At 41.3% G+C, this 15,977-nt stretch carries 20 protein-coding genes; 12 read left to right on the top strand and 8 right to left on the bottom strand.

The window, feature by feature from the left end:
- Window positions 1-28 precede the first annotated feature (28 nt).
- The 4 genes from G6W43_RS05785 to trpS are packed head-to-tail and all read right to left on the bottom strand — an operon-like array spanning window position 29 to window position 5,064.
- Window positions 29-2,395 (bottom strand): tetratricopeptide repeat protein, encoded by a 2,367-nt coding sequence (locus tag G6W43_RS05785; RefSeq protein ID WP_194169347.1) that lies wholly within the window; start codon window positions 2,393-2,395, stop codon window positions 29-31.
- Entirely contained in the window at window positions 2,395-3,639 is a 1,245-nt protein-coding gene (gene serS / locus G6W43_RS05780) for a serine--tRNA ligase (RefSeq protein WP_194169346.1), read from the bottom strand. The genes G6W43_RS05785 and serS overlap by 1 nt, the downstream gene beginning before the upstream one ends.
- Before the next feature lie 10 nt (window positions 3,640-3,649).
- The gene (locus tag G6W43_RS05775) at window positions 3,650-4,090 is read right to left on the bottom strand and encodes a copper resistance protein CopD (protein WP_149701267.1); all 441 of its coding nucleotides are present in this window, start codon (window positions 4,088-4,090) and stop codon (window positions 3,650-3,652) included.
- 8 nt (window positions 4,091-4,098) lie between these two features.
- Window positions 4,099-5,064, bottom strand: coding sequence for a tryptophan--tRNA ligase (trpS, locus tag G6W43_RS05770; RefSeq protein WP_149712467.1), 966 nt, complete (start codon window positions 5,062-5,064; stop codon window positions 4,099-4,101).
- A gap of 334 nt (window positions 5,065-5,398) precedes the next feature.
- On the opposite strand from trpS, the gene G6W43_RS05765 reads away from it, so the two are divergent.
- Window positions 5,399-5,551, top strand: a complete 153-nt coding sequence (locus tag G6W43_RS05765; protein WP_194169345.1) for a hypothetical protein — start codon at window positions 5,399-5,401, stop codon at window positions 5,549-5,551.
- Window positions 5,552-5,610: 59 nt separating this feature from the next.
- Here the strand turns inward: G6W43_RS05765 and G6W43_RS05760 are convergent, their stop codons facing one another.
- The gene (locus G6W43_RS05760) at window positions 5,611-6,132 is read right to left on the bottom strand and encodes a shikimate kinase (protein ID WP_194169344.1); all 522 of its coding nucleotides are present in this window, start codon (window positions 6,130-6,132) and stop codon (window positions 5,611-5,613) included.
- Window positions 6,113-7,501, bottom strand: a complete 1,389-nt coding sequence (der, locus tag G6W43_RS05755) for a ribosome biogenesis GTPase Der (protein ID WP_194169343.1) — start codon at window positions 7,499-7,501, stop codon at window positions 6,113-6,115. Before der ends, G6W43_RS05760 begins: the two co-directional genes overlap by 20 nt.
- A 152-nt stretch (window positions 7,502-7,653) precedes the next feature.
- On the opposite strand from der, the gene G6W43_RS05750 reads away from it, so the two are divergent.
- The 11 genes from G6W43_RS05750 (at window position 7,654) to G6W43_RS05700 (ending at window position 14,303) form a co-directional block, all read left to right on the top strand.
- Window positions 7,654-8,544 (top strand): DMT family transporter, encoded by an 891-nt coding sequence (locus tag G6W43_RS05750; protein ID WP_021086097.1) that lies wholly within the window; start codon window positions 7,654-7,656, stop codon window positions 8,542-8,544.
- A 16-nt stretch (window positions 8,545-8,560) separates the two neighbouring features.
- On the top strand, window positions 8,561-9,610 hold the full coding sequence (locus tag G6W43_RS05745) for a hypothetical protein (protein WP_103617888.1): 1,050 nt from the start codon (window positions 8,561-8,563) through the stop codon (window positions 9,608-9,610).
- A 10-nt stretch (window positions 9,611-9,620) separates the two neighbouring features.
- Window positions 9,621-10,421 carry a 3-deoxy-8-phosphooctulonate synthase gene (gene kdsA / locus G6W43_RS05740; protein ID WP_004317708.1) on the top strand — a complete coding sequence of 267 codons (801 nt, stop codon included), beginning with the start codon at window positions 9,621-9,623 and terminating at the stop codon, window positions 10,419-10,421.
- Window positions 10,422-10,434: 13 nt separating this feature from the next.
- Window positions 10,435-10,953, top strand: a complete 519-nt coding sequence (locus G6W43_RS05735; RefSeq protein WP_103617889.1) for a hypothetical protein — start codon at window positions 10,435-10,437, stop codon at window positions 10,951-10,953.
- 4 nt (window positions 10,954-10,957) lie between these two features.
- Window positions 10,958-11,287, top strand: coding sequence for a DMT family transporter (locus tag G6W43_RS05730; RefSeq protein ID WP_194169342.1), 330 nt, complete (start codon window positions 10,958-10,960; stop codon window positions 11,285-11,287).
- Window positions 11,284-11,607 carry a DMT family transporter gene (locus G6W43_RS05725; protein WP_021086010.1) on the top strand — a complete coding sequence of 108 codons (324 nt, stop codon included), beginning with the start codon at window positions 11,284-11,286 and terminating at the stop codon, window positions 11,605-11,607. Before G6W43_RS05730 ends, G6W43_RS05725 begins: the two co-directional genes overlap by 4 nt.
- A gap of 46 nt (window positions 11,608-11,653) precedes the next feature.
- Entirely contained in the window at window positions 11,654-12,124 is a 471-nt protein-coding gene (gene ribH / locus G6W43_RS05720) for a 6,7-dimethyl-8-ribityllumazine synthase (protein WP_021084559.1), read from the top strand.
- 1 nt (window position 12,125) lies between these two features.
- Window positions 12,126-12,521 carry a transcription antitermination factor NusB gene (nusB, locus tag G6W43_RS05715; protein WP_149723075.1) on the top strand — a complete coding sequence of 132 codons (396 nt, stop codon included), beginning with the start codon at window positions 12,126-12,128 and terminating at the stop codon, window positions 12,519-12,521.
- Complete coding sequence (gene pyrF / locus G6W43_RS05710) at window positions 12,518-13,198, top strand: orotidine-5'-phosphate decarboxylase (protein ID WP_194169341.1); 681 nt, start codon at window positions 12,518-12,520, stop codon at window positions 13,196-13,198. Before nusB ends, pyrF begins: the two co-directional genes overlap by 4 nt.
- A 200-nt stretch (window positions 13,199-13,398) precedes the next feature.
- A complete protein-coding gene (locus G6W43_RS05705) occupies window positions 13,399-13,641 on the top strand; it encodes a helix-hairpin-helix domain-containing protein (RefSeq protein ID WP_103617893.1) in 243 nt (80 codons plus the stop codon).
- A 215-nt stretch (window positions 13,642-13,856) separates the two neighbouring features.
- Window positions 13,857-14,303, top strand: coding sequence for a pyrimidine dimer DNA glycosylase/endonuclease V (locus G6W43_RS05700; protein WP_194169340.1), 447 nt, complete (start codon window positions 13,857-13,859; stop codon window positions 14,301-14,303).
- On the opposite strand, the gene G6W43_RS05695 is transcribed toward G6W43_RS05700, so the two are convergent.
- Together G6W43_RS05695 and G6W43_RS05690 are read right to left on the bottom strand one after the other, a co-directional pair.
- Window positions 14,296-14,628 carry a YolD-like family protein gene (locus G6W43_RS05695; RefSeq protein WP_048809743.1) on the bottom strand — a complete coding sequence of 111 codons (333 nt, stop codon included), beginning with the start codon at window positions 14,626-14,628 and terminating at the stop codon, window positions 14,296-14,298. The genes G6W43_RS05700 and G6W43_RS05695 overlap by 8 nt on opposite strands.
- Window positions 14,621-15,889: a DNA repair protein gene (locus G6W43_RS05690; RefSeq protein WP_194169339.1), complete on the bottom strand. Its 1,269-nt coding sequence runs from the start codon at window positions 15,887-15,889 to the stop codon at window positions 14,621-14,623. Before G6W43_RS05690 ends, G6W43_RS05695 begins: the two co-directional genes overlap by 8 nt.
- Between the last annotated feature and the right edge of the window lie 88 nt (window positions 15,890-15,977).

Below are 15,977 nucleotides of genomic sequence, written 5' to 3'. Positions count from 1 at the left end.
GCTTTTAAAGACCTAGCTTTAAATTTTTTTAATTGTCTATCATAAAATCATAAAATTCGTTGTTATATTCTACGTTTCCTACTTTGCTGTATTGTATAAGTGCGGCTTTGATGTTATCGATTTGCTGATACATAAAGCCAAGGGCGGCTCTGTTTTCAACAGCGCTTGGATCATTTAGCTTTGTAAGCTCCAAAAGTGCGATCGCGTTTGTTATTTTGTTCGCTCCAGTGGCGGCCACAGAGGCCAAAAAGAGCGTGCCAGCATCATTTATCTTAAACTCGTCTATGACCTCATTATAAAGCTTATAACTCTCATCAAAGTCATTTGTAAAGATATCCACGTAGGCTAGAGTTTGGATCAAATTTATATTTTTTGGAGCCTCTTTTAGCTCGGCTCTTAGCTTATCGCGCTCCCTTGTTAGCAGGCCTGAGATCTGAAGTAGCTTGATGTATTGCTTTTTGATGATGTCAGCGCCGTGATAAAAGGCATTTGAGTCGAGATTTTTATCGTTAAAGTAAATTTGTATTGCTTTTGCGTACTCTTTGATGTTTTGATCTTTGTTTTTAGAGATGAAATTTAAGATATTTGCGATGATGTCGTTTGGCAAAATTTTCATGAGCTCATCAGCTTTTTTTGACATTAGCTCATCGTTGTTTGAAATTTTAGCGGTGATGATATCAAAGGCTAAATTTAGCGTCGTAGGCTCTTTTGGCTCTTCAAGCCACCTTATCATCGCACTTTGGTTGCCACTAACTAGGCTTAAAAGCGAGGCATATAAATTTACAGGCTTTAGGCTCTTGTCGTTTTCTAAATTTTCGCCGATCTCTTCAACTAGTTTTGGATTTAAATTTCTATTTATATCCATGCAGATCGCGCCAAAGATACCTGAAAGATGGTTATTTACATCTTGATGATAGCTTGCTATAAAGTGCTTTGCTGCAAGGCTAAAATTTCCAAGCTGAGCGTAGCTAAGAGCTAGGTTGTACTGCAAGATAGAGTGGTTTGGATAGGCCTTAGCAAGCTCTTCAAAGTCCTTGTTTGCCTCTTTTAAGCGGTAGTTAAGTGCCTTTGCGATGGCTTCGCTAAGTTTGGCATTGACCTTTGAGGCGGCGGCACTTTGGCTAAGGTAGTCATTTGCCGCTGAGGTATCGTCTAAAAAGACGCTAACTCCGCCTTTTCTTATCTGCTCGATGCTCTGTTTTGCATCAAAAACCTTGTAAGGTGCGAAGTAAAATAGTGTCTCGTAGCGTCTTGTTCTATCAAAAAACATATCGTCGCTAAAGTGCGCCTGAGCTAGGCTGACGTCAAAAAGATCTGGCTTTAGTATGGTCTTTATCTTGTAAATTTTACTTGGCATCGAGGCATTGTAGTCATAAACGTCTTTGATAAATGCTGCCGCGTCACCATAATCAGCCGTTTTTAGATCTATTAACGCCTCAGTCATCTTGATAAGATCGATATTTGGCGTGTTTTTAGAAGCCTTTGTTAGATAGTCCCTTGCCTTGTCGTATTTGCCAAGCCTTGCGTAGAGCTGCGCTAGCGTAAAGTCAGCCTTAAACGCCTTTTGCCCCTCAAGCTTAGCTATGGCTCTCTCATCATCGCCAAGAAGCGATAAAATTTTAGCGCTTAGGTAGGCATACTCGCCCTTATAGTCCTCTGTGCTAGGGTGAGAGAGAGCTTGCAGCGCCTCGTAGTAATTACCCTTGTAATAATTAACTAGCGCATAGTAGTAGCTGTAAAGTGGCGAGCTGTTTTCATACTGCAAAAAGGAGTCCGCAAGCCCTATGTAGTAGTTGAAATTTTTGGTGTTATTTAGCTCAAGCGAGCAAACAGCGGCGTTTATGGCGCTAACTGCGGTATTTTCGCGGTCGGTTATCGCTTTGTTAAACGAGATGATAGCCTCGTCGCATTTTTCTTGTTTCATCTGCGAAACGCCGAGGTTGTAGTTTGAAAGTGACTGGTTATAGACAGCTATGTTTTCATAAATTTTTAACGCTTCAAATTTATTGCCACGCTCGTAGAGCTGGTTGGCCTTGTTTATCATCTCATCGATCTTTGAAGCGCCAAAATTTTGCGTTTGGTAGTTGTTTTCTATATTTTTTACGATAGCTGTAGTGTCTATCTCCTCTTTTTTATCTTTTTTTAGCAAAACAACTAACAAAACAACTATCAAGATGACAAGCACCAAAGCAGCTGCGCCGATGATGATAAAGAGCTTTTTCTTGCTCTTTTTTACCGGTATTGGCTCTGGGATGCTCTCATCTTGCAACACGCCATCACTTGCGATGCTCTCAAGCGAGACGATCTCTTCAGGCGCCTCGGCTTTTGCCTCCTCAGGCGCTTGCTCTGCTTGCTCGCCAGGTGGTTTTAGAACTACAACCTCGTCATCAGCCACTACATATACCTTTTAAGAACTTCTGGAATTTCGATAGTGCCATCAGCCTTTTGGTAGTTCTCCATTATCGCTATTAGCGTCCTGCCAACTGCCAGACTTGAGCCATTTAGGGTATTTACAAGCATATTTTTCTTGCCATCTTTAAAGCGAATTTTTGCTCTTCTTGCTTGAAAATCACGAGTATTAGAGATAGAGCTTATCTCGCGGTATTTGCCCTGACCTGGTAGCCAAACCTCAAGATCTACCGTCTTTGCTGCGCTAAATCCTAGATCGCCGCTGCAAAGAAGCATGTGGCGGTGAGGCAAACCAAGGCTAGTTAGCAAGTCGCTCGCGCAAGATATCATCTCAGCAAGCACGCCCTCGCTTTGATCAGGCTTTGTGATGCTTACAAGCTCGACCTTTTCAAACTGGTGCTGGCGGATCATGCCCCTTGTGTCACGTCCTGCTGAGCCTGCCTCTTGGCGGAAGCATGCTGAGTAGCAAGTCATCTTTATAGGCAGCTCGCTAGCTTCTATGATCGTGTCATTGTATAAATTTGTTACAGGCACTTCGCTAGTTGGGATGAGGTAGAGATCCTCGTCGCGCACTTTGTAAAGATCCTCTTCAAATTTAGGCAGCTGACCAGTGCCAAAAAGTGTGTTTGAGCTTACTAGATAAGGGACATTTACAAGCTCAAAGCCGCGCGCGCTGTTAAAGTCGATCATGTAATTAACAAGCGCTCTACTAAGCCTTGCTCCCATGCCGCGAAGCACGGTAAAGCGAGATCCTGAGAGCTTTGCACCTCTTTCAAAGTCAAGCCAGCCAAGGCTCTCGCCTAGCTCCCAGTGCTCCTTTGGCTGAAAGTCAAATTTAGTTGGCTCTAGCACCGTTTTTATGCAGACGTTATCGTCCTCGTCCTTGCCAAATGGCACGTCATCGTCGGTGATATTTGGCACGCTAAATGAAATTTGCTCAAGTTTTTCTTCGTATTGTTTAACGATCTCATCAGCGTCAGCAAGGGCAGCTTTGTTTAAATTTAGCTCGCTCTTAAGCTCGCTCACGTCCTCACCAGCTCTTGCTTTTACGCCAAGCTCCTTGCTCTTTGCGTTTTGGATCGCTTGGAAATTTTCAAGCGCTTTGCGCTTTTGCTTTAGCTCGTTAAAAGTGTGCAAAAGCTCGTCTAGCAAGCTAGCTTTAACGTTTTTGCCCTCTAGTTTTTTTACGAATTCATCGTAGTTTGTCTCAAGTAGTTTTAAATTTATCATTATCCTCTCCTTAAACCATAAACATAACTTTTGCAAGCAAGACGATCGCCACCGCAAGCGTAAGTGCGATAGGGTGGATGTTGCCAAGTGGGCTAGGGCGCTTAAATATAAATTTGCAGCTTAAATTTGTTATAACCGCAGCCACGATCACCATCGCTAAGAAAAATTTGATCATAAAAGCGATCTGTAAATTTGTCTCAAAGTAGCCTCCAGCCTTGCTGCCGACCCAGTTACTCATCATCATGCCACCAGTTAAAACTAAAAGTAGCACGCAAATAGGCATGATTTTAACAGCTACTGAGCCGATGGCTTGCTTTGCCTTTTGAGCAAGCTCTGGCGGCATCTTTTTGCTCGCCGCTCTTAATATGATCACATCAAAAAATAGATAACCAACAAAAATGATCGCACAAAAAAGGTGAATTATCTGCGCGTAGGGATATAAATTTTGCATATTTTTCCTTATCTGTAAATTCCAACTGCTTCACGCACTTTTTTTATCGTTTCGTGAGCTACATTTTGAGCTTTTTTAGCGCCTAGATCTAAAATTTTAGCCACCTCGTCAGGGTTGTTTTGATAGTATTCAAATTTCTCTCTTGCATCTTTAAAATAGTCCCAAACAAGCTCGTTTAGATAGGCTTTAAAGTGTCCGTGACCTTCTCCTCCACGCTCATATCTAGCCTGCAAGTCGCGCTGTCCGCTCTCATCTAAGAAAAGTTTTGCGATGTTATAGACGTTGCAGTTTTGCCACTGCTTTGGCTCTTCAAGCGGCGTGCCATCAGTCACGATGCTTGAAATTTGCTTTTTAAGCGTCTTGGCGTCTGCGAAGATATCGATAGTGTTGCCGTAGCTTTTGCTCATCTTTTCGCCGTTTGTGCCAGGCACGGTAGCGACATTTTCATCGATCTTTGCCTCAGGCAATGTAAAAATCTCGCCATGTTCGTTGTTAAATTTGATAGCGATATCACGTGCGATCTCTACGTGCTGGATCTGGTCCTTGCCCACAGGCACGACCTGCGCGTTATAAAGCAAGATATCAGCCGCCATCAAAACCGGATAGCTAAAGAGCCCGTGGTGCGAGCTAAGGCCCTTTGCGACCTTGTCTTTGTAGCTGTGCGCGCGCTCAAGTAGCCCCATAGGCGTATGCTGGCTTAGCACCCAGTAAAGCTCAAGCACGTCTTTGACGTCGCTTTGCACCCAGAAAATGCTCTTGTTTGGGTCGATCCCAAGCGCCAAAAAGGCACACGCAGCGTCAAAAGTGTTTTGCCTTAGCGCTTTGCCGTCGCTAAGGCTGGTCATCGCGTGGTAGTTTGCTATAAACATAAACATCTCGTTTTTTTCTTGCATATCAACCATCTGTTTTATCGAGGCAAAATAGTTGCCAAGGTGTAGTTTGCCGGAGGGTTGGAGGCCGGTTAATACTCTCATCTTATCCTTTCAAATTTTGGCTTCGTTTTTTTGAGCGCCTTTAAATGAGTTTGTAAATTTTAATCATCGACAGGCTAAATGCCTAGTCTTGATTAAAATTTAACTGCACAACATTTGTCGCTTTAGCGTTGCGAACAAAGTGAAGCAAAAACCATCTCAAAACACTTCGCCAAAATGCTTTTTTAAATTTTAACGTTACATTAGACTTTTGTATCTAATCTAATCTTAAAATTTAGCTTGCTAGCCCTCACTTAAAAACAAAATTTCGCCTCGCCTAAACAAAAAATTCTTCGCCAAAATGCTTTTTAAATTTTAACATCACGTTAGACTTTATGTGTCTAGCTTGATCTTAAAATTTGACTACACAACATTTGCTGCTTTAACGCTCTATCAAAGTAAAGCAAATTTATCTCAAAATTTCGCCAAAATTTCTAACTACAAAACGTTAAATTTAGCTCAAACATCACAAATTCCAACACCACACTAGACAGCTATCCAGCCTGATCTTGAAATTTATCGTTGCAAGCAGCTCTCGCCACTTTGCAACTAAACTTTTAAAAGTATCCTTATCTCTTTTACGATCTGCTTTGGAGTTTTGCCCTCTACTTCAACGATATAATCAGCCTTTTTCTCATAGAGTTTCTCTCGCTCCAGATGCAGCGCTTCAGCCTTTTTTAGGTCGCTTAAAAGTGGGCGTTTGGCGAGCTTTTTCTCGCTATTTTTGCTATTTTTTAGCCTTTGCATGATCGCATCAAAGCTTGCTTTTAGATAGATCACAGTGCCTATTTTGTTTAAATTTTTAACCTTTGCAAATCCCCCACCTGTCGAGATGATCGCATTTTTGACATTTGTAGCTAGAAATTTAGCTAGATCCTTTTCAAGCTGCCTAAAATGCTCTTCGCCAAATTCATCAAAGATAGCCTTTATCTTCATGTTTTGCGAGCTCTCTAGCAAGTCGTCGCAGTCAAGGTTCATCGTCTTTAGCGCCTTGCCTAAAGCCCTTGCGGTTGTGCCCTTGCCAACGCCCATAAACCCTATCAAAACGATATTATTGTTCTTTGTTTTCATCGCTCTCTCCACGTTTTTTAGGGATTAGCACGATAGGCACGCCAGTTAGGTTAAAGCTCTCTCTAAGCTTGTTCGTTAGGTAGCGTTTGTAGCTAAAGTGCAGGCATTTTGGGCGGTTCATTATGAGCGCTATCATGATAGGTGCTGTCTTAAACTGCACTGCGTAGTAAATTTTCACGACCCTACCTTTGTCGCGTGGCAGTGGGTGCGTTTTGGTCGCTTCACCGATCACTTCATTTAGCTTTGATGTTTGAATTTTTTGGGTGTAGTTTTTGTAAATTTCAACTATGAGTGGGTAAATTTTATGCACTCTTTTGCCACCAAGTGCTGAGACGCTGATGATCGGCGCGTAAGAGAGAAATTTAAACCTATCTTTTATCTCTTTGCAAAGCTCGTCAAATTCTTCGCTGCTTTTGTCCCATTTGTTTAGCACGATGATGACGCCAAGCTCAAATTTCGAGGCGATACCAGCGATACGCTCGTCAAGCTCAGTTAGCGGCTCAGAGCTATCAAGCACTAGTAGCGCCACGTCTGTCTCTTCTAGAATTTTCTCAGTTCTATTTAGTGCGTATCTCTCGATACCCTCGATCTTGCCGCGCTTTCTGATACCAGCAGTATCGACAAACTCAAAAACCCTGCCATCATGCTCGTAAATTTCATTGACTGGGTCGATCGTAGTGCCTGCGACGTCGCTAACAACGGCGCGGCTCTCTTTTACAAGGGCGTTTAGAAGTGAGCTTTTGCCGACATTGACGCGACCTATGATGCCAACTCTTATGTTTTTACTCTCATAGTCTATCTCGTCGCTTAGTTCGCCCTCGTCGTTATAGTTTTCTAAAAAATCATCAAAATCATCGCTTGTATCGGCCTTTATCTGCACTTTCTCTTCTAGGTGCTTTGCCAGCCAGATGCTAAGCTCATCGACGCCAGTGTTGTGGCTTACTGAAATTCCAAATGAGTTTTTCGAGCCAAAATTTACAAATTCCCACTCTCTTTGCTCATCTTTTTTGCTGTCGATTTTATTTATGACTAGAGCGATTGGTAAATTTAGCTTGCTAAGCTCGTAAAAAATGGCTCTATCCTCGTCATCTGGCATCATTTTGCCATCGACCATGTAGAGGATAACGTCTGAGTTTTTAGCCTCTGCCAAGGTCTTTGCTTTTACGTTTTTAAAAAGCTCGCTGCTATCATCAAGCCCGCCGCTGTCGATTAATATACACTCTTTGCCCTCAACTTCGATCTTAGCTTTGTTTGTATCTCTTGTAGTGCCGCTAACGTCGCTTGTTATGGCGATGCGTCTTCTTGCTAAGCGGTTAAAAAGTGAGCTTTTGCCGACATTTGGCTTGCCTACTAATATTACTTTTTGCAAATTTTGTCCTTTTTATGATGGCTGATTATACAAATTTTTCTCTTATATAAAGTATAAAATTACGCTTAAAAGCGCCGAAATAAAAGAAAAAATCAACCAAAATTTAAGCCATTTTTTATTAAAATGAGTGCTTCAAATTTAGAGGTTTTGCGATGTTAAAAAGGTTTTATATTTCACATCTTGGCATTTTTTATATGCTCTTTGCTTGCTTTATGTTTGCCGTGACTGGCGCATTTGCAAAGTATCTGAGCAAAGATATGCCTTCTATTGAAGTTGTTTTTTTTAGAAATTTGATCGGACTTTTCATCGTCATCTACGCCATCTATAAATTTCCATTTAAACAAACTGGCGGGCACTTTTTCTTGCTGATGTTTCGCGGTTTTGTGGGCACGGTGGCGCTTTTTGCCTTTTTTTACAACGTCGCACACGTAAATTTAGCCACAGCCTTTACATTTCAAAAGACAAACCCGATATTTACAGCCATTCTTGCAGCTATCGTGTTTAAGGAGCGGCTAAGCTCGCTTGGCTGGTTTGCTGTATTTTTGGGATTTGGCGGGATTTTGCTTGTTATCCAGCCAAATTTAGGTATAAATAAAACCGATATCATCGGCATTTGGAGCGGTCTTGGAGCGGCTATTGCCTACACAAGTGTCAAGGAGCTAAACAAGAGCTACGGCACAAATATCATCGTGTTAAGCTTCATGCTTTGGGGCTCGTTTTTGCCGCTTATTTGCATGGGGATGGCGGAGTTTTTCACCTATGAGCCTCTGGATTTTTTATTTTCTAAATTTACTATGCCAAGCTGGCACAACGTCGTTTTTATCTTGCTAATGGGGCTTAGTGGCTACTATTTTCAGGCGTTTATGACAAAGGCCTTTGCGGTTGGTAAAAAAGCTGGCGTGATCGCTGCGGTTAGCTACGCTGACGTCATTTTTACGCTTATTATTGGCTATTTTATGGGCGATGCGTTGCCAAATCACCTAGCGCTCGCAGGTATCGTGCTTGTTGTGGTGAGTGGAATTTTAGTTGTTAAAGAAAAATAAGAAATAGGGTAATGCTATGAAAATAGAAATTGGAGAGTCTTTATTTTATTCTTGGCTTCGCCACGTAAAAGAGTGCCAAATAGTGCAAACTAACTGGAAAATTTCTCCAAAATGGGAGATAAAATTTTCAGACGAGTTAGAAAATATAATGTTAAAAACTGATGAGTTTTTTTCTAACAAATACGGATATAAAATTTATAAACAAAATACCTCATTAAATCAACTTTTGCAACAAGCAGAGTGTGATGCACTTGGCGTTTGTATGAGTGATGGAGTTAGTGAAATTTATGCAGTTGATGTTGCTTTTCATGAGTCTGGACTAAATTATGGTGGACTTGATGAAACGGTGGCGAGAGTTGTAAAAAAATGTGTAAGAACAGCTATGTGTATTTATGGATATTTTGGTGTTAAAAAAGCCAATATTATTTTTGCATCTCCAAAAATAAATAAACAAATTTTATATGCCCTACAACCTTGCTTTATTGATCTAAATGAGATGATGCTTGAAATGGGATTGGAATTTGATTTTAGAATAATTGCTAATGATGACTTTTTAAATTCTGTCTTAAAACCTATTTTGGAAGTAGGTGGCAACATAGCCGACACAGCAGAGCTTTTTATGCGCTCTTATCAGATGCTAACTTTATTTGATAAAAAAGAGCCAAAAAGTATTGAAAAAATCGAAAAAGAGAAGCGAAAAATAGTCTCAAATGCTTATCAATTTTCTAAAGAATATATTGACAACAAAAACAATCAAGATGAATACGCAGAGCTAAAAGTCGGACAAATAGCGCGTATCATAATGAGAGAAATTTTAGAAAGTGGTAGAGTGGGTGCAGATGAGATAAGCAGGCTACAAAGTGAAAAATATAGCAAAGATTATCTCGGGCTAAACTATGCTGCATTAGTTAAGGCAGATAGTGAATATGAAAAAGTTCGCTACTATGCGGTCCCAATACTAATAAATGGCATATACTATAAACTTTGTTCTCAATGGTTTGAAGTGCCTGCAAACGACGATAGACAGTTTTTGATAGATTGGATTAGAAAATTTAGAGAAAAATAAAGGAGAAAAGATGATCTTAATCGCTGGACCTTGCGTGATAGAGAGCAAGGAGCTTGTTTTTGAAGTGGCAAAAAGGCTAGTTAAATTTAATGAAAATCCAAAGCTTGATTTTTACTTCAAATCGAGCTTTGACAAGGCAAATCGCACGAGTATTAGCTCATTTCGCGGCCCTGGGCTAGAGAAGGGTTGTGAAATTTTAGCTGAGGTGAAAAAAGAATTTGGCTTTAAAATTTTAACCGATATCCACGAGAGCTATCAAGCTCAGCCTGTTGGCGAAGTGGCTGATGTGCTGCAAATTCCTGCATTTTTGTGCCGCCAAACTGACCTGCTCGTGGCAGCTGCAAAGACAAAAGCGGTCGTAAATATCAAAAAAGGGCAGTTTTTAGCGGCATCTGCTATGAAGCACTCTGTTAAAAAGGTGCTTGAGACAAGAGGTGTGAGCGGCGATGGATACGAGGTCGCAAAGGCAAATGGCGTCTGGCTAACGGAGCGTGGAAGCACCTTTGGATATGGAAATTTAGTCGTTGATATGAGAAATTTGGTTATGATGAGAGAATTTGCGCCAGTCATTTTTGACGCGACCCACAGCGTGCAGATGCCAAGCGCACTTGGCGAAAAAAGTGGCGGAGATGCTAGGTTTGTGCCGTATCTTGCAAGAGCAGCAGCTAGCGTTGGGGTGGATGGATTTTTCTATGAGACGCACATAAACCCTTGCGAAGCGCTTTGCGACGGACCAAATATGCTAAATTTAGACGAGCTTGAAAAGGTCGTAAATGACACGCTAAAGATAGAGGAAATTTTAAATTTTTAAACTAAGGAGAGAGATGAAAAGGATTTTAACGTTACTTTTTGGAGTGTTGTTTTTAGTAGGTTGTGGCTCATCTCAGCCAAAGGTGCCACTTGCTGGCAAGTATAAATTTGAGGGCATTAGCTACACTCATGTGCAGCGCCACGAGCCGACAAAATTTTTCTATCAAAGCCCAAAGATGATCGAGAAAAAGTATAACAAGCAAATCACTGAGGCGCTTACAAAAGAAAATTTGCTCGATCCTAACTCAAGCGACGAGCTAAAGATAAAGGTAACTCACCGCAGGGAATTTATGGGCGAAGCGACCTTTGCTAAAAGCGACAGGATGGGCAATATCTACCTTACTTACGAGGTAGAAGTCGTTAGAAATGGCGAAGTTTTGAGGCATTATGGCTCTAGCGAGCTAAGGTTTAACCCTGGAGTCTTTGGAAATTTAAAGGGGTTAGTTGGACAAAATAACGATGATAGCCTTGAAAATAAGGCGATTAGCGCAAATGTAAAAGAGATCGTTGATACCATAAAAGGTTTGAAGTAAATTTATGTCAAATAGAGGCTTTTTATGGATATTTCTAGGTGCGGTGTCCGAGTGTGGCTGGGCGTATGGGCTAAAGCACGCGTCAAATTTAAGTGAATTTTTGCTTACGACGCTGCTTGTAAGCATAAGTTTTGTCTCGTTTATGAAGGCTTTAAAATATCTGCCTGTAAGCATCTCTTATACTGTATTTGTGGGCTTTGGGACGGTTTTTATCGTCATAGCTGAGATCGTTAGCGACTACGCAGCAAGCGGGATCATGCCAAATTTCATTAGGCTATTTTTCATAGCGACGCTAATTTTAGGCGTGCTTGGACTAAAAGGCATAAAAGAATGATCCATTTTTTAGCGCTTGTACTAGCTGGATGTTGTGAGGTCTCTGGCGTCTTTTTTATCACGAAATTTTCAAAAAGCGCAGGCGTAAAAAAGTGGGCAAATTTCATCCTTTTGCTTGGAAATTTCGCCCTTTCTTTAACGCTACTTAGCTACGCCATGCAGACTATCGCTATGTCGGTGGCGTATGCGATCTGGACAGGCATCGGAGCGATCGGAGCAGTCGTGGTGGGCGTAGTTTTTGAAGGTGAGAAGATAAATTTTAAAAAAGCCTTGTTTTTAGCGCTCATCATCTTTAGCGTCATCATGCTAAAGATAGTTTGATGATTAAACAAGCTTTTGCTAAACTTGCATAAAAAAAGGAGAAAAGATGAAAATAATCGAAGGAAATTTAGCCCTAAAAGGCAACGAAAAGATAGCGATCATAAACGCAAGGTTTAACCACATCATCACAGACCGCTTGGTAGAGGGCGCAAAAGATGCATTTTTACGCCACGGCGGCGACGAGAAAAATTTAACTTTAGTGCTAGTCCCTGGCGCATTTGAGATACCTATGGCGCTTGAAAAGGTGCTTGCAAGCGGTAAATTTGACGCAGTTTGCTGCGTGGGAGCGGTGATAAGAGGCGCAACTCCGCACTTTGACTACGTAAGCGCAGAGACCACCAAAGGCATCGCAAACGTGACGCTAAAATACGCAAAACCAGTCACATTTGGCGTGCTAACGGTAGATAACATCGAGCAAGCGATAGAGCGAGCTGGCAGCAAGGCTGGAAACAAGGGCTTTGAAGCAATGACTGGCGTTATAGAGATGCTAAATTTATACAAAAAGCTAGGAGAGTAAAATGGCCACACGTCATCAAGTGAGACAAGCCATAGTTTCGCTACTTTACTCAAACGAGATAAACCCCGTAACTGCGGAGTTTGAAGAGGAATTTTTAGAAGAGAAAAAGATAAGAAATGAGCGCAAAAATGAGGCGCAGCAGACCTTTAAAGAGGTGCTTGCAAATAAAGAAAAACTAGATGAAATTTTAAAACCACACCTAAAAGATGGCGACTTTAGCAAGGTTGGCGCAACAGAGCTAGCCATCCTTAGACTTGGGCTTTATGAGATGAAATTTAGCCAGACTGATAAAGCTGTCATAATAAACGAGGCGATCGAGCTTGCAAAAGAGCTTGGAAGCGACCAGGCGCCAAAATTTATAAACGGCGTGCTAGATAAGATAAAGGCCGCTCTATGAAGCTCTGCGTCGCTCTTGATATGGCGAGCAAGGATGAAAATTTAGCCCTTGTAAGAGAGCTAAAAGGGCTTGATCTTTGGCTAAAAGTGGGGCTTAGAAGCTACCTTAGAGACGGAGCTAAATTTATAGAGGAGCTAAAAGAGGCAGGGGAGTTTAAAATCTTTCTTGATCTAAAGCTCTATGACATCCCAAACACGATGGCAGGTGCTGCTGAGGTCGTCTCAAAGATAGGCGTGGATATGATAAATTTGCATGCAAGTGCTGGCGAGAGAGCGATGAAAACTGTGATGGAGCGTCTTAATGCGCTGCAAAATCGCCCTTTGGTGCTTGCCGTATCGGCACTTACTAGCTTTAATGAGAGCGAATTTGAAGCGGTTTATAACGATACGCTATCTCACTCGGTTAGGAAATTTAGCCAGATGAGCTTTGAAGCGGGGCTTGACGGCATGGTCTGCTCGGTCTTTGAAAGCAAGCTCATAAAAGACGTGACAAATCAAAATTTCATCACGCTTTGCCCTGGAGTTAGGCCTTTTGGCGAGAGTGCTGGCGATCAAAAGAGGGTTGCAAATTTAGTTAGCGCAAAGCAAGAGGGCAGTGACTTTATCGTCGTTGGCAGACCGATTTATGAAAACGCAAATCCAAGAGAAATTTGCGAACGCATTTTGGAGCAAATTTAACGTCTGCATTTGCGTGAAATTTGACGGGTAATCATTTTAAACATGGTTTTTCGCGTAAGAAATTTTAAATTAGACCACCTCGCCAGAAGCTTGGATAACGACTTAGAGTAGTGTCTAGATAAAATTTAGCAAGCTTTGTAGCGCACGAATAAAATTTAAAATTTAATTACGGCGAGCTTAAAAGAAAATTGAGGTAAATTTTGAGCGATTTTAAGAAAATCCCCTATGTGGGCGAGGCGACCGAAGCTGATCTGCTGGCACTTGGCTACGAGGATATCGCTTCTTTAAAGGGCGCGGATCCTGAGGAGATGTTTGAACGCACAAAGGCGCTTGGGCGAGGCAACGATAGGTGCATCCTCTATATTTACCGCATGGTCTGCTACTACGCAAACACTCCGCACCCAGACAAGGCCAAGCTAAAATGGTGGCTTTGGAAGGATTAAATTTTTTAAATTTGACCACTATTTATAAACAGCATAAACTTTTATCAACTTTTACAAGCATTGAGCCACGGTTTTAACGTTATTTTAAAGCCTTTATGCATAAAATCACAAACTATTATTATCAGAACTTTTTAGTTGACTTTTTGACTTAGTAAAACAAAAACCATAGATAGCAAAGGGTCACTAATATTTTTAATTATATAAATAAGGTAAAAATGAGACTCTGGACGATAAATTTTAAATATCTTGATGCAAAGGGTCTTGTGGCTCTGTGGAGAGAGGCTTTGCTAGCTAAAAATGTTTTAGAAGGGCTGACAAAAGGCTATAAAAACCACCCACAATTAATTAGATTTTACACTCATGAAAACTCTATAGATGTTATAAACGCCTATCTTTTTGAAGTTTATAAAGAGGCTTGCGCTCGTGGATATAAATTTGATGTTGCAAAAGTTGGCAAATTTGACGCAGAAAATTTATCCAAGATCGCCGTTACTAGAGGTCAAATCGAGTATGAATTTAGCTTCTTGCAAGAAAAACTAAAACTAAGAGATTTAAAAAAATACAAAGAAAATTTAAATGTAAAAAATATAGAAATTTCTACCATTTTTACGAAGATAGACGGCGAGATCGAGCCTTGGGAGAAGGTAAAAACGCTTACTTAGTTTTTATACTACAAATTTTTTTAACGATCTCTATCCTATTTATATCCTCAAATTTGATCTTAGTTTTTACGATCATGAGGGTTTTGTCTTTGAAATTTACATCTGAGACTAGGCCGCTATTTTTTACGTATGAAAAGCCGTCGTGGTAGCTCACACGCACTTCGTCAGCTATCTTTATCTCGCTTAATTTTTTTAAAATTTCATCGACCTTGCTCTCATCAAGCTCTAGTTTTTCGCATTTTTCTCGCTCTTTTTGTCGCAAGGCTCGCTCCAATGTTGAGAGAGGATTAAACGAGCTAAAAATTTTTGCCCTATCTTTACTCACCGCTCTTGTGTCCTCCGATCTTTTTGTTTCTATCCTGCCCAGTCGCCTCTGGAAGCAGGTCGATCGCGCGCAGGATCGAGTTTTTACCAAATTTCTCTTTTATCAAATTTAGAGATTTTAGCACCGCTTTTTCTTTGGCGTCATCTTCAAACAGGCTAAACTCAACCAAATTTTCTTTCACTACATCGTTTGCAGATATGCCTATTTGCCTGATTAGCCCAGCATTTTTTATCTTGTTTAAAAGTAGCTCCTCAGCCGCACTCATCAGCACGCTTGAGACATTTGTTGGCGTTTTAAACCTCACGCTTGCACGTTGCTGCGGCTCGAGCTTATCGGCAAATCTCACATTTATCGTTAGCCCACTCGCCCTCACATCTTTGTTTATGAGCCTAAGCGCGAGCCTGTCAGCCATCTCTTTTAGCACGATCACCGCCTCGCAGCGCTCATAGTCTCTAGGCAAAATTTCCGAGCTAAAGTAGGACTTCGTGCTTGGTTTATACGCCTTTATCTCAGCTATCGTCGTTGGCTCTATGCCGTTTGCGTGATCTATCGTGATGTAGGCATCGACGCCAAAAATTTTTTTAAGCAGGCTTTTTGGTGCATTTGCGATATCTTTCATGCAAAAGATGCCGCATTTTTCGAGCTTTAGCCTAGTTTGCTTACCGATACGCCAAAAGTCACTTAGCGGCTGATGTGTCCAGAGCTGCTTTTTATAAAGCTCTTCGTCAAGATAGGCGATGCCGTCATCTTGGTGCTTTGCTAATATATCAAGCGCGATCTTTGCGAGGTATAAATTTGTCCCCATGCCACAAGTCGCCGTCACGCCAGTCGTTTTTAAGATCTCATCCATCATCATTTTCGCCATCTCTTTTGCGCCAAGAGCGTAAAATTTCAAGTAAGAAGTGAGGTCTATGAAGCACTCATCAATCGAATAGACGTAGATGTCCTCTTTGGAGACATATTTTAGATAAATTTCATAGATCCTTGCGGCGTAATCGATGTAAAACTGCATCCTAGGTGGCGCGATGATAAATTTGACATCTCTTGGTATCTCAAAGAGCCTGCAGCGGTTTTTCACCCCTTTTGCACGAAGCGCAGGGCTGACAGCTAGACAGATGCCGCCACTGCCACGACTAGCATCAGCCACGACAAGATCAGCCTTAAATGGATCAAGCCCGCGCTCTACGCACTCAACTGAGGCGTAAAAGGACTTTAGGTCGATAACGGCGTAAATTTTGCTCTTTGGATTTTCATTTTTCATGAGAGGATTATAGATGAAATTTGGTAAAAATTAGTTTGCAAATTTTGTTTGAAATGGCTTAAAATTTTAATAAAAATCTTTTAGAAAA

This window comes from Campylobacter concisus (assembly GCF_015229965.1).
In the GTDB taxonomy this organism is placed as follows: domain Bacteria; phylum Campylobacterota; class Campylobacteria; order Campylobacterales; family Campylobacteraceae; genus Campylobacter_A; species Campylobacter_A concisus_BD.
This window is presented reverse-complemented; position numbering and strand designations above follow the sequence as displayed.

Bases quoted from the DNA above. Each gene is read 5' to 3' on its own strand.
- serS (WP_194169346.1), bottom strand. From the start codon at position 3,639: ATGATAAATTTAAAACTACTTGAGACAAACTACGATGAATTCGTAAAA.
- G6W43_RS05775 (WP_149701267.1), bottom strand. From the start codon at position 4,090: ATGCAAAATTTATATCCCTACGCGCAGATAATTCACCTTTTTTGTGCG.
- trpS (WP_149712467.1), bottom strand. From the start codon at position 5,064: ATGAGAGTATTAACCGGCCTCCAACCCTCCGGCAAACTACACCTTGGC.
- G6W43_RS05760 (WP_194169344.1), bottom strand. From the start codon at position 6,132: ATGAAAACAAAGAACAATAATATCGTTTTGATAGGGTTTATGGGCGTT.
- G6W43_RS05750 (WP_021086097.1), top strand. From the start codon at position 7,654: ATGTTAAAAAGGTTTTATATTTCACATCTTGGCATTTTTTATATGCTC.
- G6W43_RS05745 (WP_103617888.1), top strand. From the start codon at position 8,561: ATGAAAATAGAAATTGGAGAGTCTTTATTTTATTCTTGGCTTCGCCAC.
- kdsA (WP_004317708.1), top strand. From the start codon at position 9,621: ATGATCTTAATCGCTGGACCTTGCGTGATAGAGAGCAAGGAGCTTGTT.
- G6W43_RS05735 (WP_103617889.1), top strand. From the start codon at position 10,435: ATGAAAAGGATTTTAACGTTACTTTTTGGAGTGTTGTTTTTAGTAGGT.
- G6W43_RS05730 (WP_194169342.1), top strand. From the start codon at position 10,958: ATGTCAAATAGAGGCTTTTTATGGATATTTCTAGGTGCGGTGTCCGAG.
- G6W43_RS05725 (WP_021086010.1), top strand. From the start codon at position 11,284: ATGATCCATTTTTTAGCGCTTGTACTAGCTGGATGTTGTGAGGTCTCT.
- ribH (WP_021084559.1), top strand. From the start codon at position 11,654: ATGAAAATAATCGAAGGAAATTTAGCCCTAAAAGGCAACGAAAAGATA.
- nusB (WP_149723075.1), top strand. From the start codon at position 12,126: ATGGCCACACGTCATCAAGTGAGACAAGCCATAGTTTCGCTACTTTAC.
- pyrF (WP_194169341.1), top strand. From the start codon at position 12,518: ATGAAGCTCTGCGTCGCTCTTGATATGGCGAGCAAGGATGAAAATTTA.
- G6W43_RS05700 (WP_194169340.1), top strand. From the start codon at position 13,857: ATGAGACTCTGGACGATAAATTTTAAATATCTTGATGCAAAGGGTCTT.
- G6W43_RS05690 (WP_194169339.1), bottom strand. From the start codon at position 15,889: ATGAAAAATGAAAATCCAAAGAGCAAAATTTACGCCGTTATCGACCTA.